The following is a 21,258-nucleotide window of genomic DNA, read 5'->3' on the forward strand; positions in this document are numbered from 1 at the left end:
TCAGCGCGTCAATGCCGGAAAATGTGCCGTTGTTAAATGCAACAACCTTGTCGCCGGGCATGACGGCCGAGAACATGGTATCCAGCGCGCTCCACCCGGTGCCGGCAACCGCGAATGTATAGGTGTTGTCGGTTCCCCAGATTTTGCGCAGCATATACTTGCACTCGATCATCCCGCGCAGGACGTCGCCCTGCATGTGATCGGCGACACCCGCATTGGCAAAGGCGCGCAGGACGCGAGCGTCGGTATTGCCAGGCCCTGGGCCCGCGGCCAGAGTCTCGGGGATCTCAAGCGGAGGGAAAATCTGAAAAGTCATCGTCTGACACTCTCGGCTGTTGACCGGGCGTTGCGGCCCGTCGTGTTTCATCGCCGAATAGAAAACGCTGCCTTGTCTCGCGACGCAACGTAACTTACTACAGCTATAGGATGGCTAAAAGTATGGGAAAATACCCACCCATAGTGGCAAAAATACCGCAGTATACCGAATTACTTCCTACCCAAAAGAGTGGGGAAGGTGAAAATTAGGTAGAAACAGATGGTTGATGCCCCTGGGTGCCGATTGATGTCATGCTTGCGGATAGTAATCCGCTGGTCCTGTCCGCCATGTCCGAAATTTTCGAACGCGCCCACGATTCTCGCTGGTGGCAACCTCGGCCACGGCAGAAGGGTTTCTTGGGACCGTGATGCGAGTTCCCGAGCAGGTCGGCGTGATCCACTGGAATTTGCCTGTGGTGGGGCGGCCAAACTGATCGAAGTGCTGCGCGAGCAGGCCAACGCCCCGCGGCTTGTAGTCTATGGCGATGCGACGGGTGATATCCAGCGTCTGGCGATGCAGGCCGGGGCCTTAGGGTTTGCTGCCCGGTCCGGCGAGGTTGAAGGCCTGCTGGAAACCTGTGCCAATGTGGCGGCAGGTAAGATCGTATTTCCGTTTATCGACGTACGAAAAATGCAGCGGGACCCGATTCAAAGCTTGTCCCGCAAAGAGCGCGCCATTCTCGAAGCATTGGCACAGGGAATGTCGCACCGGGATTTGTCAAAAGAGCTGCAGATTTCGACCAATACCGTCAAGTTTCACCTGTCGAATATCTATGAAAAACTTGGGGTGAAAAACAGAACACAAGCCATTACACAGTTCTATCTATCCCGGATCGCCCGAGAATAAGTCGGCTCGGGCCAGTCATTCATCAATTCCGGGCTTTCATGCAGATCGCGCAAAGACCTGACATCGCGGGCATGAACGGTTAACTTTACGTGCGTTCAACAATAGACACAGCAAGAGGATCAATTGCGTTCCTTCGTCGCCATATCACTCAACCAGGAGGCAAAGGTGGCTCTTGCGCCGCTACAACGCGCGTTACCCGCGGGCAAACCGGTGCCACCTGAGAACCTGCATCTGACGCTGGCTTTTCTGGATGATCAGCCCGAGCAGGTATTGGAGGCCTTGCATGACGAGCTTTTGGCGCTTTCCTCTGTACCTTTCCACATCATTTTTTTGGGCATCGAGTGTTTCGGGCGTGCGCTGGCAATTGGGGTTAAGGACAGCGCGCCGCTTGTTGCGTTGCATCGTAAAGTACAGACCGCAACACGGCGCGCCGGAATTGTGTTGCCCCGTCGACGCTTTCGCCCACATGTAACGATCGCGCGGCTTAAACACGCACATCATCAGGCGGCTCACATTCCCCACGATTGCACAGTGAATACGTTGCCAGAGATGCTTGTGGCCGGCTTTGCCCTATACGAATCCACTCTTCGCCCCGAAGGTGCCCGTCATGTCGCCTTGGCACATTACACGTTCTTATAGGGCAGCTGTCTCACCTTAAGTGGTTTACCTGTTCAAACCGTGTGACAGCCTATTGGCGCATTAAAAATGTTGCATTTAGGCAATAAGGTTCACGAAACTGTTAATAGATGAATTTTAGAAAATTTATCTCCTTTAGCTTGCGCGTATTCTGCCCGAAATGGTGATGGGGAAACGCCGAATTGCAGGTAACTGTTTTTCGGAACAGTACCCGATTGCCATGTGTTCAGACTATGTCGGTTGCGAGGTTCGAGGGTGACAATGAAATCAAATCTGCTGCTCGCGATTTCATTTTTTGTATTGATTTCAAATCCTTTGCTTGCGGCGCCGACAGCCGCCTCCAAAGTTGGCGACACAGTCACCAACCCTGTGACCGGCCTGGATACGACCGTTAGCGCGCTATTTGTGGATCCGGCCTCGACGCCGACGGCGGGTACGACCGCTTTTGTGGAAACGGCGGATGGATATGTTTTTCTCGTTAAAAGTGCGGGCGACACAATTTACAATTCGGACAATCCACCACTTGCATTTGACATTGTCTCCATTAGCGGAACAACTGCCCAGATCAGTAACTCCGGGGCAACTGGTACATCGAGTCTGTCGACACAATTGACGCTGTCCCAGTACAACAGCAACTTCAACAGCTCGGGCACGCCGGGCACCGTGACACCGCCAGTGAATGTCTCTGGGCCCAACGGAGTAAATCAGGTTGTATACGGACAGAATGGCAGCAACGGACGGGACGGCGCCTTAGTCGTTCCGCCAAGATCAGGCGGAGATGGTGATGATGGCCCAACGCAGACAAAATCTCTGTCCAGCGATGTCAACGCCACCAGCAACGTTGGCTGGGAGATCGGCAGCGTCGGGGGCGACGGCGGCAACGGGGGCGACTCGTATCTGAGTTTTTGGGACGGACGCGACGGTGGTGATGGCGGCAAAGGGGGTACGGTCACCGCAACGCAAAACTCCAGCAGCACAATCCAAACATCCGGCTCAAACAATGACGGCATTTTTGCATTTAGCCGCAGCGGTGAAGCGGGTAATGGCGGTAGCGGTTTCGCGGCACCGGGCGGTGGTACCGGCGGGCATTCAGCCGATGGGGGCAATGTCACAGTCAACCAGAGCGGGTCGATTTCAACGACCGGAGACTCGGCCGATGGCATCTATGCTCTGAGTGTGTCGAACAATGGCGGCAATGGTGGCTCGCAATGGGGGTTGGTCGGCGCATCAGGCGACGGCGGCTATGGAGGCAGTGGTGGCACGGTCACCGTCAACACAACATCAAGCGGCAGCATTCTGACGACAGGCGATTACGCCAACGGGATTTACGCCCAGTCCATCGGCGGGTCCGGTGGCTCGGCCGGTACCAGTGGCAACTTGCTGGTGTCATTGATCGGTGGCGCGGATAATGGCGGCAATGGCGGCGCAGTGTCAGTCTTGCATGGTGGGGCAATCGAAACGCAGGGCGATTTCGCGCGCGGGATTGTTGCCCAGTCCATCGGTGGTGGTGGCGGCTCGGGAGGTACTGCGGGTGGGCTGGTTTCATTGTCTCTGGGCGGGGTCGGATCAAACGGCGGTAGCGGGGACACTGTCAGCGTCACGATCCAGGGTAGTGGCACCATTCTTACGTCAGGCGAAGGCTCTGACGGGGTTATGGCTCAGTCCATCGGCGGCAGCGGTGGCACGGGCGCGAATTCCTATGGTTTGGTTGCCATCGGTGGCACCGGGTCGCGGGGTGGCACGGGCGCAGCAGTCAGCGTCAGCAATTACGGAAGCATTGTAACGGGCGGCGACGGGGCACGCGGCATCATCGCGCAATCCATTGGCGGCGGCGGCGGGGACGGCGGATCGTCTGGTGGCATGGTTTCGGTCGGCGGCAATGGTAATGGCGGTGGCAGCGGTTCGACCGTGACGATCGTGAACGACGGGATCATTACCACGACCGGGGACGACGCGATGGGCATTCTGGCCCAATCCATCGGCGGCGGTGGCGGCAACGGTGGCTCGTCCGGGTCTGTTGGTGCATTTGTCGGCGTGGCCATCGGTGGGGATGGCGGTGCCGGTGGCACCGGCGGGGACGTCGATGTGACCCTATCCAACACCGACAGCAGTCAGCCTTCTGCGATCCAAACCTCAGGCGACCGCTCGGCAGGTGTGTTTGCCCAATCCGTTGGTGGCGGTGGCGGTAATGGCGGTGGCGCTGTTTCGGTGGCCGTCGGGGCCTTTGGCGCGGCATCAGTTTCGGTCGGCGGATCGGCCGGCAATGGTGGTGATGGTGGCGACGTCACACTAAGCGGCAGCGGCTCAGCTTCGGTGCAAACCGGAGGAGAGGATTCCGTCGGTGTCATGCTGCAATCGGTTGGCGGTGGCGGCGGCAACGGCGGCTATGCTGTCTCGGTTGCAGTTTCCGGCGGCCCGATTTCTGGATCTCTAGCAGTTGGTGTCGGCGGCGATGGCGGCACGGGTGGCAAGGGCGGCAATGTAACGGTCGGCCAGTTCAATGGCAGCGGGGTTGCGACGGTCGCAGGGTTCGAGGGCACGGTTGTCACCACCGGAAATCGTTCGACCGGGATGCTTTTCCAATCAGTTGGTGGCGGTGGCGGCAATGGGGGTCTGGCGGTTGCAGCAACCGGCGGGGCTTCGGCGCTGTTTTCCGGCAATGTCTCGGTCGGAATCGGCGGACAGGCGGGCAGCGCCGGTGACGGTGGGACTGTTCAGGTCTATACCAATGCGGATGTCACCACGACGGGCACAAACTCCAGCGCGATCATTGCGCAATCGGTTGGCGGTGGCGGCGGCAACGGCGGCGGCAGTATCGCTGCAGGTGTCAGCGCAAGTGGTGTTGCAGCGATTGGGATCAATGTCGGCATCGGCGGAGACGGTGGCGGCGCGGGGATCGGAGGCGATGTAACTCTGGTTGCGGGCGGAACGTCTATTGAGACCAGTGGCGCGTTTTCCAGTGGCGTAGTCGCGCAATCGGTTGGCGGTGGGGGCGGCAATGGCGGTTATGCCATCGGGGCCAGCGCCGATATTGGCGGCGCTGCGGCGGGCTCGGTCAGCGTTGGTCTTGGCGGTAAGTCCGGCGGTGGCGGGGCAGGGGGGAACGTAACAGCCACTGTCGACGCCAATGTCACCACACGCGGAGACGATTCCGGTGCAGTAGTCGTGCAATCCATCGGTGGTGGCGGCGGCAATGGTGGTTTCAGCGTCGCGGCGGGTCTGGCCGCCGGGGGTGCCGGTGCCGGAACCATCGGTGTGGGACTTGGCGGTGACGGCGGCAGTGGTGGCGTTGGCGGAACTGTCACGGGCGTTCGCGTCAATGGGGATGTTCGAACCGAAGGCTTGCGGTCCACAGGTGTAGTGGTTCAATCCATTGGTGGTGGCGGTGGCAATGGTGGCTTTAACGTCACCGCAGGAGTCGCCGCTGCGGGTGCTGGCGCCGGGTCAATCGGCGTCGGGCTGGGCGGAAACGGTGCGACCGGCGGCGACGGCGGCGTGGTCGAGGCTCAGGTTGCTGGGAACGTCACAACTCTGTCCGACAATTCAAGTGGTGTTGTGTTCCAATCCATTGGCGGCGGCGGCGGTAATGGCGGGTTCAACGTCACGGCAGGGATCGCGGGGGCTGGCGCGGGTGGCGGTGCCGTCACAGTTGGCCTTGGCGGCGGTGGCTCGGGCGGAGGGATCGGAAAATCGGTCACTGGCACAGTCTCCGGCACCGTCAGCACAGGCGGCGCGGATTCGACTGCGGTTCTGGCACAGTCCGTCGGCGGCGGCGGTGGCAACGGCGGGTTCAACGTCAGCGCCTCGCTCGCAGGTGCAGGTGTTGGCAGCGGTGCTGTCAGCGTTGGGCTGGGCGGCGACGGCGGCAGCGGCGCGGATGGTGGAACAGTCGACCTGACCACAACCAATTCCATTGTAACCGCTGGTGACCGGTCATCCGGCGTGGTTGCGCAATCCATCGGCGGCGGTGGTGGTAATGGTGGCTTTAATGTTTCTGGCACCGGTGCTGGTGCGGGTGTCGGCTCGGGCGCGGTCAGTATCGGATTGGGCGGCACCGGCGATGGTGGCGGTGACGGTGGTGCGGTTACCCTGACATCGGACGGAACAATCCTGACACAGGGCGATTCAGCCACCGCCTTCCTGGCGCAATCCATCGGCGGTGGCGGCGGCAATGGCGGCTTTAACGTCAGCGCGGCGGTTCAAGGATCGGGCACTGCAGGCGGCGGTGTATCTGTTGGCCTGGGCGGAGACGGCGCAGGCGGCGGAGACGGCAGTACCGTCATCGCTACGTCTAACAATGCGGTAGAAACACGCGGCGACCAGTCCTCGGGCGTTGTGGCGCAATCCATTGGCGGCGGTGGAGGCAACGGCGGTTTCAACGTAGCTCCAGTTCTGTCGGGCGCTGGCACGGCCAGCGGTGCGGTCAGTGTCGGGCTTGGCGGTTCAGGTGATACAGGCGGGCAGGGTGGCAACGTCACAATGACCTCGAACGGAACCATTCTGACCGACGGGTTTGCCTCAAGCGGTTTCGTCGCGCAGTCCATCGGCGGTGGCGGCGGCAATGGTGGGTTCAACGTGTCCCCCACAGTCTCGGGTGCAGGTACGGGCGCGGGCTCAGTTTCAGTTGGGCTGGGCGGTTCGGGTGCGGGCGGCGGTAACGGTAGTCAGGTTACCGCCAGCACCACGGCAAATGTGGTGACCAAGGGCGACGCCTCGGTTGGTATTCTGGCGCAATCTGTCGGCGGCGGCGGTGGCAATGGTGGCTTTAACGTATCGCCAGCTTTGGCGGGCGCGGGCACCGGGTCCGGCGCGATCAGCGTTGGTCTGGGCGGCTCGGGTGGCAGCGGGGGCACGGGTGGCATCGTGGGCCTGACCGTCGCAAATGATGTTCAGACCGAAGGCGCGCAATCCAGTGCAGTTGTCGCACAATCCATTGGCGGCGGCGGTGGCAATGGCGGGTTCAATGTCTCGGCATCCGTGGGCGGAGCGGGCACAGGCTCTGGTGCGGCGGCTGTTGGTCTGGGTGGCCGCGGGACAGGTGGCGGCGATGCCTCGGCTGTTACGGCAAATGTCACGGGCAACCTGGTGACGCTGGGGGACACGTCGACCGGCTTGCTGGCGCAGTCCGTCGGCGGCGGTGGTGGTAATGGCGGCATGAACGTCTCGGTCGCGGTTGCTGCGGCGGGCACGGGAGCGGGCGGTGCCTCGGTAGGTCTCGGCGGCGCGTCCGGTACGGGTGGTGACGGCGGCACGGCCGAAGCCACGCTGACCGGCGATGTATCAACCCAAGGAGACGAATCTGGCGGCGTCATCGTCCAAAGCCTTGGCGGCGGTGGGGGCAATGGCGGTATGAATGTGTCCGCCACAGTCACGGTTGCCGGAACCGGCAGCGGTGGTGCATCGGTCGGGCTTGGCGGCAGCGGCGGCGATGGCGGTAATGCCAACACGGCGAGCGGGACAGTTGTTGGAAATGTCACCACGGCAGGCGACAATTCGGGGGGCGTTCTGGTGCAATCCGCAGCAGGCGGCGGCGGTAACGGAGGGCTGAATGTTTCGGCCGCTGTGAACTTGTCGGGTACTGGCGGCGGTGCTGTTGGCGTGGGTATCGGCGGGTCCGGCGGGGACGGCGGCAATGCAAGCTCGGCCACCGGCTCGGTCACCGGTGATGTCACCACGGGTGGCGAAAACGCAACCGGTGTTCTGGTGCAATCCGTTGGCGGCGGCGGTGGCAATGGCGGCGTCAACATCTCGGGTGCGCTTAGCATTGCGCGGACAGGTTCCGGCGCGGCGGGGATCGGTGTTGGTGGTTTCGGCGGCAGCGGAGGCACCAGCGGCATGGTCGACAACACCTTTGTGGGCAATGTCAGCACTTCGGGCGCGCGGTCGGCTGGCGTCATGGCGCAAAGTTTGGGCGGCGGCGGCGGTAATGGAGCCACGAATATTTCCGGCGCTATTTCTCTGGCCAGCAATTTCTCGGGCGGTCTTGGGATCGGCGTTGGCGGCTTCGGCGGAGACGGCGGCGCAGCGGACAACGTCACCCAGCAAGTCACCGGCAATGTCACCACGGCTGGCGATGACTCGGTCGGTATTCTGACACAAAGCCTTGGCGGGGGCGGTGGTAACGGCGGCACCAACATCTCGGCGGCCTTGTCCTTGTCCCGCTCGACCAACGCAGCCATAGGCATTGGCGTCGGCGGGTTCGGCGGCGGCGGCGCGGATGCCGGTGCGCTGGTTCAATCGACCGTTACAGGCGGGGTTCTGACCTCTGGCGATCGCAGCACGGCCATTCTGACACAAAGCCTTGGCGGCGGTGGCGGCAATGGCGGCACGAACATCTCGGCCTCACTGGGCATCAGTCAGCAAAACGGCGGCTCGGTCAGCCTGGGCGTGGGTGGCTTTGGCGGCGGGGCTGGCAATGCTGGCGACGTGATCAGCACCCTACGTTCCAGCACGGACAGTAGTGGCACGACCTCAGTGGTCACGACGGGCGTGGACAGCATTGGTGTGATGGCGCAATCCGTTGGTGGCGGCGGCGGCAATGGCGGTCTGAATGTTTCGGGCGCGGTGAACCTGACGGGCAAATCCGGTGCAGCGGTCGCATTGGGCCTTGGCGGCTTTGGTGGCGGTGGCGGTGATGCCGGTACGGTAACGTTGGACGTTCAAAGCGATGTAGTGACCGCAGGCGACGGGGCGCATGGCATCTTCGCCCAAAGCCTAGGCGGCGGTGGCGGTACCGGCGGTGTCAATATCTCGGGCTCACTGGCGCTGACCAAACCGTCGGGGTCTGACACGATCTTTTCCGTCGCAGCGGGCGTGGGTGGCTTTGGCGGATCAGGCGGCGACGCAAGCGATGTCGATCTGGATTACACCGGCAACGTGCAGGCGGTACCGATGGTGCAACAATCCGACGGCACTTTTGCCGTCGATGAAAACAAAGGTGCCAGCGGCATTATCGCGCAATCGCTGGGTGGCGGCGGTGGTCATGGCGGCACCAATGTCTCTGGCGGAATCGCGATCAGCGGCAAACCTGGGGCGGGACAAACGGATAGCAGCAAATCCTACGCCGTTGTTGTCGGGGTCGGCGGCTTTGGTGGTGGTGGCGGCGATGCCGGGAACGTCGACGTAAACATTGGTTCCGGCAGCACGATCATGGCGCATGGGACCGGCCAATCTGGTCTGCTGGCGCAATCCGTTGGCGGCGGCGGCGGCAATGGCGGTATGAACGTGTCGGGCGGGATCGTGTCCGACAGCTCGTTGATCGTGGGTGTTGGTGGGTTCGCAGGAAACGGTGGTCAGGCGGGCGATGTCACAGTCACGTCGCAGGCGGATATCACGGTCACGACGGACCCGGACGATATTTCGATCCCTGACACTACAACTTTCGAAGACAAGCTGCGCGATTTCCTGGGGGATACCATCGTGGATCAGACCGAAGAGCTGGCCTCGACCTACGGGTTGGAGCGTCTGTTCATCGACATGGGGGTCTTCAACGAAGAAAAGCCGGATACCGATGGTTCGGCTGGTCTGCTGGCGCAATCCATTGGCGGCGGCGGCGGCAATGGCGGCCTGAACGTGTCGGGCGGGATCGCGCTAAGCAAGGATGGCAAGATCCCTTCGGTCACATTCGGAGTCGGCGGTTTTGGCGGTAATGGTAATGTCTCGGGCGATGTAACCGTGGATCACGCGGGATCGGTTACAGTTGCGGGCAACTGGAAGCACGGCGTTCTGGCCCAGTCCATCGCAGGAGGCGGCGGCAACGGCGCGCTGAACGTGACCGGGCAACTGAACTATGGCGATTCCAACAATTCCGACGGCAAAACCGACCTGAGCATCGTCGGTGGTCTGGGCGGTCACGGCGGCACCGGCGCAGATGCGGGCAACGTCACTGTCACGCAAACCGGCAATATCTCGACCAATGGCTATCACTCGCGGGGCATCTTTGCCCAAAGCATTGGCGGCGGCGGTGGCACTGGCGGGATCAACGCGACCTTTGTTGGCACCAAGGACAGCTCACCCATTGCAATGGGCATTGGTGGCTTTGGCGGTGGCGGCGGTGACGCTGGCGATGTGACCGTCGTGAGTGGGACAGCCCTGGCGGCAGCAGGCACCATAACGACAGACGGTGTCGGCGCGCACGGGATCGAGGCGTCCAGCATTGGTGGCGGCGGTGGTGATGCTGGGGTCAATGCAGTTGTGGGTATCAGCAAAACAACGGGCAACCAGAGTAACGGCGGCACCGGCGATTCAACCGACCGAAAGACACCGACCAATACGGGCGTGGATGACTCGGTAATTGCCAATTACAACAACGTGCTGGATGAGCTTGAAGGCAAAGTGAATCCAGCGGATTCTTCTGGCAACAAAACCGGCATGTCGGCTGTGGTTGCCATCGGCGGCGATGCCGGAACCGCTGGGGATGGTGGGACGGTCGATATTGACCATTACGGCGATATTCTTACGAAACAAGACAGTAGCCACGGGGTATTTGGCCAATCCATTGGTGGCGGCGGCGGTAACGCAGCCCTGAACCTGGCCTTTGCCTATGAACTTGCCTCGGACCAAACCAACAAGGGTTTTGGCCTGGCCGTTGGCGGCGGGACAGGTCAGGGCGGCATCGGTGGGACAGTCGACGTGCGCAATACCGGCGACATCACAACGCTCGGTGCGGATTCCCATGGGCTGTTCGCTCAATCCGTTGGTGGCGGTGGTGGCAATGCGGGCTATAACTCGGCCTCGACCTCGGTGGATGGCGGCAACGTCAACATTCAGATCGGCCGAACCGGTGGCACCGGCGGCAGTGGCGGCGATGTTTTTGCCAGCTCGGACGGTATCATCAGCACTGCGGGCGACCGCTCTTACGGGTTCTTTGCCCAATCTATTGGCAACGGCGGCGGCAATTCTTCGTCTACCTCGGTCAGCATTGGCACGCCAAAGACCGGCGACAGCAAGGGCAACAAGGCCAGCGTGTCGGTCGGTTTGGCGGGTGGCACTGGTGGCGCGGCCGGTAACGTGACTTCTGTGGTCGCGGGTACCGTGGTCACTCAGGGCGACGATGCCCATGCGGTGTTCGCGCAATCCGTGGGCGGCGGTGGCGGCAATGGCGGCAAGGCCAGCAACTCGGCTGGTGGCGGCATTTCGGCATCACTTTCGATCGGTGGCACCGGAGGCTCTGGCGGCGTAGGTGGCACGGTCGATGTGACCAGTACCGCACGGATCGCAACGCTGGGGGAACGCTCGATCGGGTTGCTGGCGCAATCGGTGGGCGGTGCAGGTGGCACTGGCGGTATGGTGCAGGCGGGTCAGGGAAACCTTGATACGATCAAATCCTTCGTTAACCCATCAACCGTGGGGACGGCAGCCTCTATCAATATCGGAGGCACTGGCGGGGACGGCATGACGTCGGACATTGTGACCGTTGTGAATGACGGCATGATCACCACGGCGGGCACGATGGCGCACGGCATCTATGCGCAATCCGTCGGCGGCGGTGGCGGCATGGGTGGCCTGGTGGAAAACCGCATCATCAACCTGCGCAAAGAGATCGGCAACACGGCGACCATTTCGATTGGCGGCAATGGCGGCACCGGTGCGATGTCGGCCGCGGTGTCGGTTACCAACCGCAATGTCATCGCAACAGCGGGTGACAAGTCCATCGGTATTTATGCGCAATCCGTCGGCGGTGGCGGAGGCGATGCACAACAGGTGCGCAACATCATCTTGGGTCGATCGTCGGAAGGATCAACGACAAACGCCATTCTGATCGGCGGAACTGGTGGCACTGGCGGCGCGGGCAGCACGGTAACCGTCGTCAACGAAGCCGATGCCACGATCCTGACCGATGGTACGGAAAGTCATGGCATCTTTGCCCAATCCATTGGTGGTGGTGGCGGTAATGGCGGTTCGACCATCTCGGTTGACGGGCGCTATGGTGGGGCCGAGGCCACTACGCGGCGAGCGTTGCAATTTGGCCTGGGTGGATCGGGCGGTACTGGTGGCACGGGCGGCAACGTCTCGGTTGCCAATGCCGGTACGATCGTGACAACGGGTGCGGGTGCGCACGGTATCTTTGCCCAATCCGTCGGCGGGGGCGGTGGCAATGGCGGCAGCTCGATCACGGGGACATTGCGGCTCAAGACCGGGGACAGCAGCTCTCCGACCGCGCAGCTGAATATTGGCGGTTCGGGCGGCAGCGGCAATGTTGCCGGCAACGTGGTTGTCACCAACACCGGGGACGTTCAGGTAGATGGTACAGGTGCCTACGGCATCTTTGCACAATCCGTCGGTGGCGGCGGCGGCAATGGCGGTCTGGCCGTTGCGATGGACGTGAATGACCTTAAGAACACCATGACCGGCAAATCCTATTCGAAGATCGCCATTGGCGGATCAGGTGGATCGGGTGCGAATGGTGGAGACGTCACGGTCAACCACACTGGCACAATTGTTGTGAATGCCGAAAACGGGTTTGGCATCTATGCCCAATCCGTTGGCGGTGGCGGCGGCAACGCGGGTTATTCGGTGTCGTCCCCGCTGGTCTCGGTGCTGGATTACACCATCTCGCAGGTTCTAGGGGCCCGGGAAGGATCCACCGGTTCTGCGGGCATCGTCACCGTCAACTCGACCGGAGATATTCTTGTCAACGGCGCGGGCAGCGAAGCGGTCTTTGTCCAATCGGTGAATGGCGGCGGCGGCAATACTGATACCTCTGTCGATTTCACCACAACAACTGCTGGCGCGACCGGCTCGGTCGTCAGCAGCGATATCGCCCTTGGTGGCGATGACGTGTCAGGCATGGCGGGCAACCAGATCACACAGGCCCATAACGGCAACATCGCCACCACAAGCGATCGTTCGACCGGCCTGATGCTGCAGAGCGTCGGTGGCGGCGGTGGTGCATCCGCGACCACGGTGGATGTTCAAGACGGTGACGCTATCGATATCACCGCACGTCTGGGTGCGATTGACACGGATGACGCCGGTGGTGGTGACGTGGATGGCAGCCGGACCGGTGATGTTGGCACCGATGGCGCGTTCTCGTCCGCCGGTGCGGCGCAATCCATCGGCGGCGGTGGCGGCAAACTTGTGCTGAACAGCAATACGAATGGCGAAGCCGGGATCGAAAAGGCCGCGTCTGTGATCCTGGGCTCTGATCCCAGCTTCAACAACGATGGCGGTGATATCGACCTTTCGCTGGACGGCGACGTGTTCACAAGTGGTGACCGGTCCTTTGGCCAAAGCGTCCAGAGTATCGGTGCGGGTGGGGGCGAAGTTGTCATCTCGGGTCTTGGGCGCGCGGATGTAACGCTGGGCGCGCAGGATGATTCAACCGGTGACGGCGGTGATGTCGGCTTTGCGAATATCGGGGACATGACCACCAGTGGAACCGGATCGCACGGGTTCGTCATCCAAAGTATCGGTGGCGGCGGCGGTCTTGTTTCAACCGATATGGAGGCCAGCCGGATCACGGTAAACCTGTCTGCTGCAAATGGCGGTGATGGTGGCGATATCGGATTCTCGCAATCTGGCAACATCGTCACGACGGGTGAAAATGCGATTGGTGTTGTGGCGCAATCGCTTGGCGGCGGCGGTGGCATGGTGGACTCGGTCTATCGCGGGGCTGCCGGTGGCGCGGGTTCTGGTGGCGCCATCGACATGATACTCGATGGTAATATCCTGTCGGTGGGCGAGGGCGGCATCGGCGTCTTGGCACAATCCGAAGGGCGCGATGGCGCGGGCGCGATCACACTTGGCTTTGACGGCGTTGTCATGGGCGGCACGGGTGAGGCGGGGTCAGTCGCATCAATCGTTGTGGACGGTGGCACCGACAATGTGCTGACCCTGTCCAAAGATACCTTGTTGATTGCCGGCAACGATCAATTGGTGAATGGGGGCGACGGCAACGAACAGATATCGCTTGCGGGTGCGGCCCTTGGCAACATGGATCTTGGCGCAGGCACCAACGGCTTTACCGTCGAAGATGGCGCGGCCTTCTATGCGTTGGATACGGTCAATCTGGGTGCTGACGGGTTCATGCAGGTGAACGGTGATTTTGTCCTGGGGGCCAATCTGGGTCTGGACGGAGATTTGACGGCGACGGTTGCGGCCAGTGACTTTACCTTTAGCGGAAATGTCAGCCAGACATTGAACCTGACCGGAAGCCTGGCTTTTGGAGCAACGGCAACATCAACCTTTGACGTGTATTTCCTGACTTCTGGGGTGTCGGGTGGCAATAGCGACCTGGTTAATGCCACCGGTAATGCCACCATGGGCGGCACCCTGGTGCCACTGCTGAACGCGCTGGAACGGGCCTTGCCCCTTGTCATCATCAATCCTGATGGAACCGCCGCAGATGCGGGAACGATGATCGAGGACACTGTTGTGCTGGATTATTCCATTGGCCTGAACGGCTCTACCTCTGACGGCAGCTCGGTCGATCTGGTGATCACGCCGGATTATTCGACCGCCGGCATGAACGCCAATCAGGCGGCCATCGGGGATTACATCAACCAAGTTCTGAACGGACAGGGATCGGCTGCCCAAGGCCAACTGTTTGCCTTGATCGGCAACATGCAGTCCGAGGCCGATGTCATCGCCGCAATCGAAAGCTTGTCGACAGCCGACTATGCCGCCGACGCTGTGGATGCACTTTATGGCACTCGGGTATTTGCGGACACGCTACACAATTGCGAACGGTTTACCGATTACCAGTTCGGGGATGACCCGCGCAATTGTGTCTGGTTCTCGGGCGGGCGGTCCTTCTATGACCGTGATCAGACCGGCATGTACGAAGAGCTAGACATCAACGACACCAACCTGTCGGCTGGTGTCCGTCTGCCGGTTGGAGACGAGCTGTTCGCTGGGTTCGCGGTAGGCTATGACGAGATGAGCCTACGGAACGGATCGAATTACAATGCAACGGGTGATCGATTCAATCTGGGTGCCTCGCTGACCAAATACACTGGCGCGTGGGAGTTTGCAGCCCAGCTGTCCGCCGGTTGGTCAGACTATGACACGCTCAGCGCGGGCGGGATCAGTGGCGTGCTGCCCAACGGTCAAATCGTAAGCACCGTTGGCGTCAGCGAGATCAAGCACAAGATGAACCATCAGAACCTGCGTCTCAGCCTTGCTTATGACCACAGGTTCGCGGGCGGCAGTTCTTATCTGCGCCCTGAGGTTGCTGTTGATGCCACACGTCTGGCAACCGAAAGCAATGGTGATGCAACCCTGGCGGGGATCGTTCTGCAAGACGATAGCGAGATGATCTATTCCTTCACGCCTTCGCTGGAAATCGGCACCGAGCAAACCCTGAGTGCCTCGCAGAAGCTGCGCGCAAGTTTTCAGGTCGGTGCCATTCTCTCGTCAGATGATACCGTATCGGTCACTGCCGGGTTTAACGGAGCGAGCGCCGCTGACGGTGGGTTTTCAAACACCAGCTTTGTCGGCGACGCGCATGGCTTGGTCTCGGCCAGGTTGGGGTTGTTTGCGCTGGACGACAGCAGCTTTGTCAATCTGAGCCTGGATCATTTGTTCGGAGACTCAACCAGGGCCTTACAGGTAGGTCTTGGCCTTGGACTACAATTCTAATCGATGAGGGACAGCAGGATGAAAACTTGGGTAAGCGCGTTGGGTGTCGCATTGGGTTTGGCGACCCCCCTGGCTGCGCAGGAAGGCGCAGCGCCGCCATGGTCGGTCAATTGCAGCAATCGGGCCAGCGGGTCCGAGTTGATCTGCGAAATGACCCAAAGCATCGTTTTGACCGAAAACAACCAGAGGCTTACATCCATCGCGTTTGTAAAGGCCGCAGGTAAGGACGAGACTGAGACCGTGCTGACCCTGCCATTCGGTCTTTTGTTCTCGGAAGGCCTGGTTGCAAAAGTGGATGATGCCGAGGTCGCTCGTCTGGAGTTTTTGACATGCGAGGCACAAGGCTGTTTTGCCCGTTCGCCTGTTTCCCCCGAATGGATGTCTGCGATGCGCGCGGGTAATCAATTGCAGATCGACGCCAAAAACAGGGTCGGAGAGCCAATTTCATTTGGCTTCGATTTGACCGGGTTCAGCAAAGTATCCGATCTATTGCCCTGAGAATAGTTTCCTTTCAGTGCAGAAGCTTGCGGAGCCGAAAGGATCGGCTCCGCCGCCGTGTTTAGTCTTTCACGGGCATGTAAAGGTCGCCGCCTTCGCGGAATTTGGCGGCCATGGCCTCCATCCCCTCTTTCTGCGCTTCAGTTCGAATGTCGTGGCTGATCCGCATCGAACAGAATTTCGGCCCGCACATTGAACAGAAATGCGCCACCTTATGTGCCTGTTTAGGCAAGGTCTGGTCATGGAATTCTCGTGCCGTTTCGGGATCCAGCGACAGGTTGAACTGATCTTCCCAGCGGAACTCGAACCGGGCGCGGGACAGCGCATCGTCACGACGTTGCGCGCCCGGCAAACCCTTTGCCAGATCAGCGGCATGAGCCGCTATTTTATAGGTGATAACCCCAGTTTTTACATCATCCCGGTCCGGCAGCCCCAGATGTTCCTTCGGCGTGACATAGCAGAGCATCGCACAACCAAACCAGCCAATCATCGCAGCACCAATGCCGCTGGTGATGTGGTCATAGCCCGGCGCGATATCGGTGGTCAGGGGGCCAAGCGTGTAAAAGGGCGCCTCGTGGCAGCACTCCAATTGCTTGTCCATGTTTTCCTTGATCTTGTGCATGGCCACGTGACCGGGGCCTTCGATCATTACCTGACAATCCTTGGCCCAGGCGATCTTGGTCAGCTCCCCCAGCGTCTCCAACTCGGCGAATTGAGCTTCGTCGTTAGCGTCCGCAATCGAGCCGGGGCGCAGGCCGTCACCCAGGCTGAACGACACGTCATAGGCCCGGCATATATCGCAAATCTCGTCGAAATGCTCATATAGGAAGCTTTCCTTATGGTGATGCAAGCACCACTTGGCCATGATCGACCCGCCGCGTGAAACGATCCCGGTGACCCGTTTCACCGTCATCGGCACCATATGCAAGCGCACGCCTGCGTGGATGGTGAAATAGTCCACACCTTGTTCGGCCTGTTCGATCAGCGTGTCACGGAACACTTCCCATGTCAGGTCTTCGGCAATGCCGTTCACCTTTTCCAGCGCCTGATACAGCGGCACGGTGCCAATCGGCACCGGGCTGTTACGGATGATCCATTCGCGGGTGTTGTGAATATTGCGGCCGGTCGACAGGTCCATGACGGTGTCAGCACCCCAACGGATCGACCAGACCATTTTATCGACCTCTTCTTCCATCGAAGAGGTCACAGCCGAGGTGCCCATATTGGCGTTGATCTTTACCAGGAAATTACGCCCGATGATCATCGGTTCGCTTTCAGGGTGGTTGATATTCGCAGGGATAATGGCGCGACCAGCGGCGACCTCATCCCGCACGAATTCCGGGGTCACATAATCAGGGATGTTTGCACCCCAATCATTGCCTTCGCGCTGTTCGGCGACGGCTTCGCGTAATTGGTTCTCGCGGATGGCGATGAACTCCATTTCCGGTGTGACAATGCCGGCCCGGGCATAGGCCAGCTGCGTCACAGCTTTTCCATCCTTGGCGCGCAGGGGGCGCGGGCGCACAGGGAACTCGGGCGTCAATCGATCACCTTCGACAAAGCCGTTGTCCTCCGGTTTGATCTCACGCCCGTCATATTCTTCCACATCTGCTCGGGCTTCAATCCACTTGCGTCGCAGCGGCGCCAGACCTTGGCGAATGTCCGTCATCACCTGCGGATCGGTATACGGCCCTGAACTATCATATACGGGCAAGGGTGGCTCCCCCGCCGTGGGGTGGACCGAGATTTCGCGCATTGGCACACGCACATCCGGGTGCAATGTGCCGTTTACATAGATCTTGCGCGATGCGGGCAGCTCACCGGTGGTGATTTTGGGGTTGGGGACGTTCATGTTGGTGCTCCTCAAGCAGTTCAACTTAAAAAGACACCAGATGAGTTTTGGCTTGGGGAAACGAGAAGGCAGACAGCCCCCTGTTCGGAGTGCGCTTGCCCGGTTTTGTGGCCTGCGCGCCCTAGCTTCCTACGCCAGTATCAACTGGGTCAGGTTCAAAGGGTCGCGTCGCCGGGCATTGCCCCGTCAGCCTCTCAGTCCCCTCGGTGGGACTCCCCTGCGTACTGCTGGTTTAGCTTGAGGTTCACGGCTTAAACAAGCACCAAAATTCATTTGTTTCAGATTTTCTCGAACGGCCGGGATCTTCCGTTCGGTGAAGCACGTCATCAAATATACGGTCGCTATCTGATGTGCAGGCCGACCTATTCGACAGATACTCCGCATATCGACGGTAAGTTAAACGCAGTTATTTAACATAAGATGTCTTATGAGTGGATTGCCTCTTTTGAAGGAGAATTGTTGGCTTTCAATAAAATGAAACCAAGTGCCTGAGAGTTTTGCATTTTTCAAAATAATACTTTGAATGAAAAAAGTTTCCGGCCCCTCATCAGGAGGAACCGGAAACCCCATATTTTTACAACCAAATGGTTTTGCTTGACCTTACCTCAGGACCACGACACTGCAATTGGAATGCCGTACAACCCTGGCGGCCGTAGATCCCAGCAGCAGGTCAGATAGACCGGGCCGGTGTGAGGACACGACGACACAATCTGCCTTGTGCTTTTCCTGCCAACTGAGGATCGCATTGGTCGAATGTCCTGACACAACATGAACATCGATCACGTCCGATCCCAGCTCTGCCGTCAAAGTATCCGCAAGCTCATCGATTGCTTTCTTAAGCTGATCCTTTGGAAAATATGACGCCATGTAGGATGGCAGCTCTTCCATAATGGACAAGACCGAAATCCGACCACCGTCCGCCAACAGTTTCTTTGCTGCTTCTATGGATGCCGAATACTCTTTCTCATGTCCGGGAGCTACGGGGACAAGTATATGTTTGAACATCTGATATCCTCTATTTCAGCGCGTTGGGCAGCCAGGTGGCGATTTCCGGGAAGATGAAAATCAACGTGAGGCCAACGAATTGAAGTACAACAAAGGGTCCAACCGAGTTGTAAACATCGCCCATACTCACATCTTTGGGCAACACGCCCTTGATCCAGAACAGAACGAAGCCGAATGGAGGGGTCAGATAGGCGATCTGAATGTTCACGATGAACAAAGCGCCGAACCACAGTTTGTCGATCCCTAGTTCATCAATGATCGGGATGAACAGCGGGGTGCAAAGCAGAATGATGGCCCAGTCATCCATGACCATACCCAGGATCAAGATGATCAACATCATCATCAACAGGATGCCGGTGCTTCCGCCTGGCATAGACAGAACCAGGTTGGTCAGAAGGTCCTGGCTGCCCAAGGTGTTAAACACGTTGAGATAGACAGTTGCGCCAATCAAAATCCACAGGCCCATACCGCTGAGCTTTACCGTCGACACCAGCGATTCAACCAGAACTTCCTTGGTAAGTTTGCCATAGATGAAGTTGATGACGAAGGCGCCCGCAGCACCAAACGCAGCAGCCTCGGCAGGCGTTGCGATGCCGCCCCAGATAACGCCCAGAACGATCACGATCAAAAGGGCAAAGGGCCAGATGCTGAGCACAGCGCTGAGTTTTTCACTCACCGTGAATTTCTGATCTGCCGGCAGAGCGGGCCCAAGTTCCGGCTGAATGCGGCAACGGACACCGATGTAGATGGTATAGAACATGGCAAGCATCAGACCCGGCATCAGACCGGCCATGAACAGGTCACCGATGGATACTTTTGCCAAAAGACCATAGAAGATGAACGGAACGCTCGGCGGGATCAGCGCGCCCAGAGCGCCACCTGCCGCGATACAACCAATGGCGATCCTACGGTCATAATTATATCGCATCATCGAGGGGTATGCGATCTGCCCCATGGTTGTCGTCGCAGGCGGTGTGATGCCTGTGATAGCTGCGAAAACGGTACAGACCTGAACTGTTCCCATCGCCAGTCCGCCATGAACATGACCAATCAGCTTATAGACAGCGTCATAGGCGGCCTCGGCTATTCCGGAAAATCGTATCAAGGATCCCATGAACAGGAAGAGCGGCACGGTCACCAGAATCGAGCTCCACGGAGTCGAATAAAAGGCACTTGGCACCGATAAGAGAGCCCGCGGTTCAATGATCATCGCGAACAGTACAGCTGTGCCACCAAGGCCAAATGAGACCGGCAAGCCCATGAAAAGAATGGCGAATAGCACTATGAAGTACAGCGCTGTGATAAGTTCAAGGCTCATTTTTTGTCTTTCCTTAGCACGTTGCAGCTTGGGAGCATCGGCATATGTGCCGTTCCAAATGCCGTTACAGTGGCGGCATTTTCTGGGGCACCGCTGGCTCGATTAACAAGCCAGCGGTCATTTTATTCGCGTTTTGTATGGCGAATTGTGGGTGGATTAGTTGCCTGCGGCTTTATCGTCCAAGAACTTCTTGAAGATTTCGACGCCTTTGGCATTTCCTTTAGAAGCTGCCGCAACTTGCGGCCAAACTTCTGCGATGGATTTCTCACGCATTCTTGCCACTTCTTCGTCGCTCAGCGTGATTACTTCGCCACCTGCGTCGCGCAGGATTTGCAGTGCTTCTTCAACACCATCGGCGTGCATTTTGCTGGTTTGGAAGTAGGTTTCCTCGAAAATGCCGTCGATTTGCTCGCGCTGCCAGTCTGTCAGAGCATTCCAGCTTTGCAGGTTGATGAAGATTTCCTGGTGCTGTGCAGGGTTCCAGCCGGGCATGATCGCGTAGTCGATCACTTCCTGGAAGGACATGTCGTCGATCCCGCCGGTATCCCAGTAGGTGCCTTCGATCGTTCCCAGCTTGATGGCGGTATAGATTTCACCACCGTTCATGGAAACCGGCGCGCCACCCATAGTAGAGTGGAAGATCGCCTGAGGACCACCTGCGCGCATTTTATGCCCTTCCAGGTCTTCCATCTTTTCGACCCGGAATTTGGTGAACATTGCGTTCGGACCCTGGTTGGTCCAGCCAGCCCAGTGCAGGTTACGTGCATGCGCGGCTTCCTGAACGATATCGCCTACGCGATAATCAGGATTTCCCCACATCACTTCCCATGCTTCTTCGGTGTTGTTGGCGCCCATTGCCATCCCGAAAGCCAGCATGCCTTCCGGCATGTCACCACCATAGACGGATCCCCAGCCGGCATAGCCGTCTGTTTGACCGGCTGCGGCCGCAGAGAAGGCCTCGGCGCCGCTTACCAGTGCGCCAGCAGGCTCGACACGGATTTTAACGGTACCTTGTGTTGCTTCCTCAACGGCTTCAACCCAAGGGATCAGGCCATTGTCCCAACCGGCGTCGGTTTGGTCAAATGCCGGCTGGAAAACCCATTCGGTTACCTCATCCGGCGGGCCGTCTGCAGCGAAAGCAACGCTTGCGCTGGTGGCAAGAGCACCGGCCCAAAAGGCTGTCTTTATGGATTTTTCAAGTTTCAT

7 protein-coding genes, 2 pseudogenes and 1 riboswitch are annotated in these 21,258 nt (G+C 59.3%); of the genes and pseudogenes, 4 read left to right on the forward strand and 5 right to left on the reverse strand.

Features of this window, described 5'->3' with window-relative positions:
- Nucleotides 1-316 (reverse strand): annotated as a pseudogene (locus AB1A64_RS14895) (aminotransferase); the annotation flags it as partial.
- A 251-nt stretch (nucleotides 317-567) separates the two neighbouring features.
- On the opposite strand from AB1A64_RS14895, the pseudogene AB1A64_RS14900 reads away from it, so the two are divergent.
- From AB1A64_RS14900 to AB1A64_RS14915, 4 genes and pseudogenes are all read left to right on the forward strand, one after another.
- Nucleotides 568-1,162: pseudogene (locus tag AB1A64_RS14900) on the forward strand (response regulator transcription factor).
- Nucleotides 1,163-1,285: 123 nt separating this feature from the next.
- Nucleotides 1,286-1,801 (forward strand): RNA 2',3'-cyclic phosphodiesterase, encoded by a 516-nt coding sequence (thpR, locus tag AB1A64_RS14905; protein WP_366552130.1) that lies wholly within the window; start codon nucleotides 1,286-1,288, stop codon nucleotides 1,799-1,801.
- A 258-nt stretch (nucleotides 1,802-2,059) separates the two neighbouring features.
- On the forward strand, nucleotides 2,060-15,379 hold the full coding sequence (locus tag AB1A64_RS14910; protein WP_366552131.1) for a hypothetical protein: 13,320 nt from the start codon (nucleotides 2,060-2,062) through the stop codon (nucleotides 15,377-15,379).
- A gap of 18 nt (nucleotides 15,380-15,397) precedes the next feature.
- A complete protein-coding gene (locus AB1A64_RS14915) occupies nucleotides 15,398-15,877 on the forward strand; it encodes an invasion associated locus B family protein (protein WP_366552132.1) in 480 nt (159 codons plus the stop codon).
- A gap of 61 nt (nucleotides 15,878-15,938) precedes the next feature.
- On the opposite strand, the gene thiC is transcribed toward AB1A64_RS14915, so the two are convergent.
- The 4 genes from thiC to dctP form a co-directional block, all read right to left on the reverse strand.
- Nucleotides 15,939-17,729, reverse strand: coding sequence for a phosphomethylpyrimidine synthase ThiC (gene thiC / locus AB1A64_RS14920; protein ID WP_366552133.1), 1,791 nt, complete (start codon nucleotides 17,727-17,729; stop codon nucleotides 15,939-15,941).
- Between the two features lie 109 nt (nucleotides 17,730-17,838).
- A riboswitch (TPP riboswitch) is annotated at nucleotides 17,839-17,958 on the reverse strand.
- A 371-nt stretch (nucleotides 17,959-18,329) separates the two neighbouring features.
- Nucleotides 18,330-18,734, reverse strand: a complete 405-nt coding sequence (locus tag AB1A64_RS14925; protein ID WP_366552134.1) for a universal stress protein — start codon at nucleotides 18,732-18,734, stop codon at nucleotides 18,330-18,332.
- A gap of 10 nt (nucleotides 18,735-18,744) precedes the next feature.
- Complete coding sequence (locus AB1A64_RS14930; RefSeq protein ID WP_170379673.1) at nucleotides 18,745-20,052, reverse strand: TRAP transporter large permease subunit; 1,308 nt, start codon at nucleotides 20,050-20,052, stop codon at nucleotides 18,745-18,747.
- 156 nt (nucleotides 20,053-20,208) lie between these two features.
- Entirely contained in the window at nucleotides 20,209-21,258 is a 1,050-nt protein-coding gene (gene dctP, locus AB1A64_RS14935; protein WP_366552135.1) for a TRAP transporter substrate-binding protein DctP, read from the reverse strand.

Source organism: Ruegeria sp. ANG10 (assembly GCF_040705255.1).
In the GTDB taxonomy this organism is placed as follows: domain Bacteria; phylum Pseudomonadota; class Alphaproteobacteria; order Rhodobacterales; family Rhodobacteraceae; genus Ruegeria.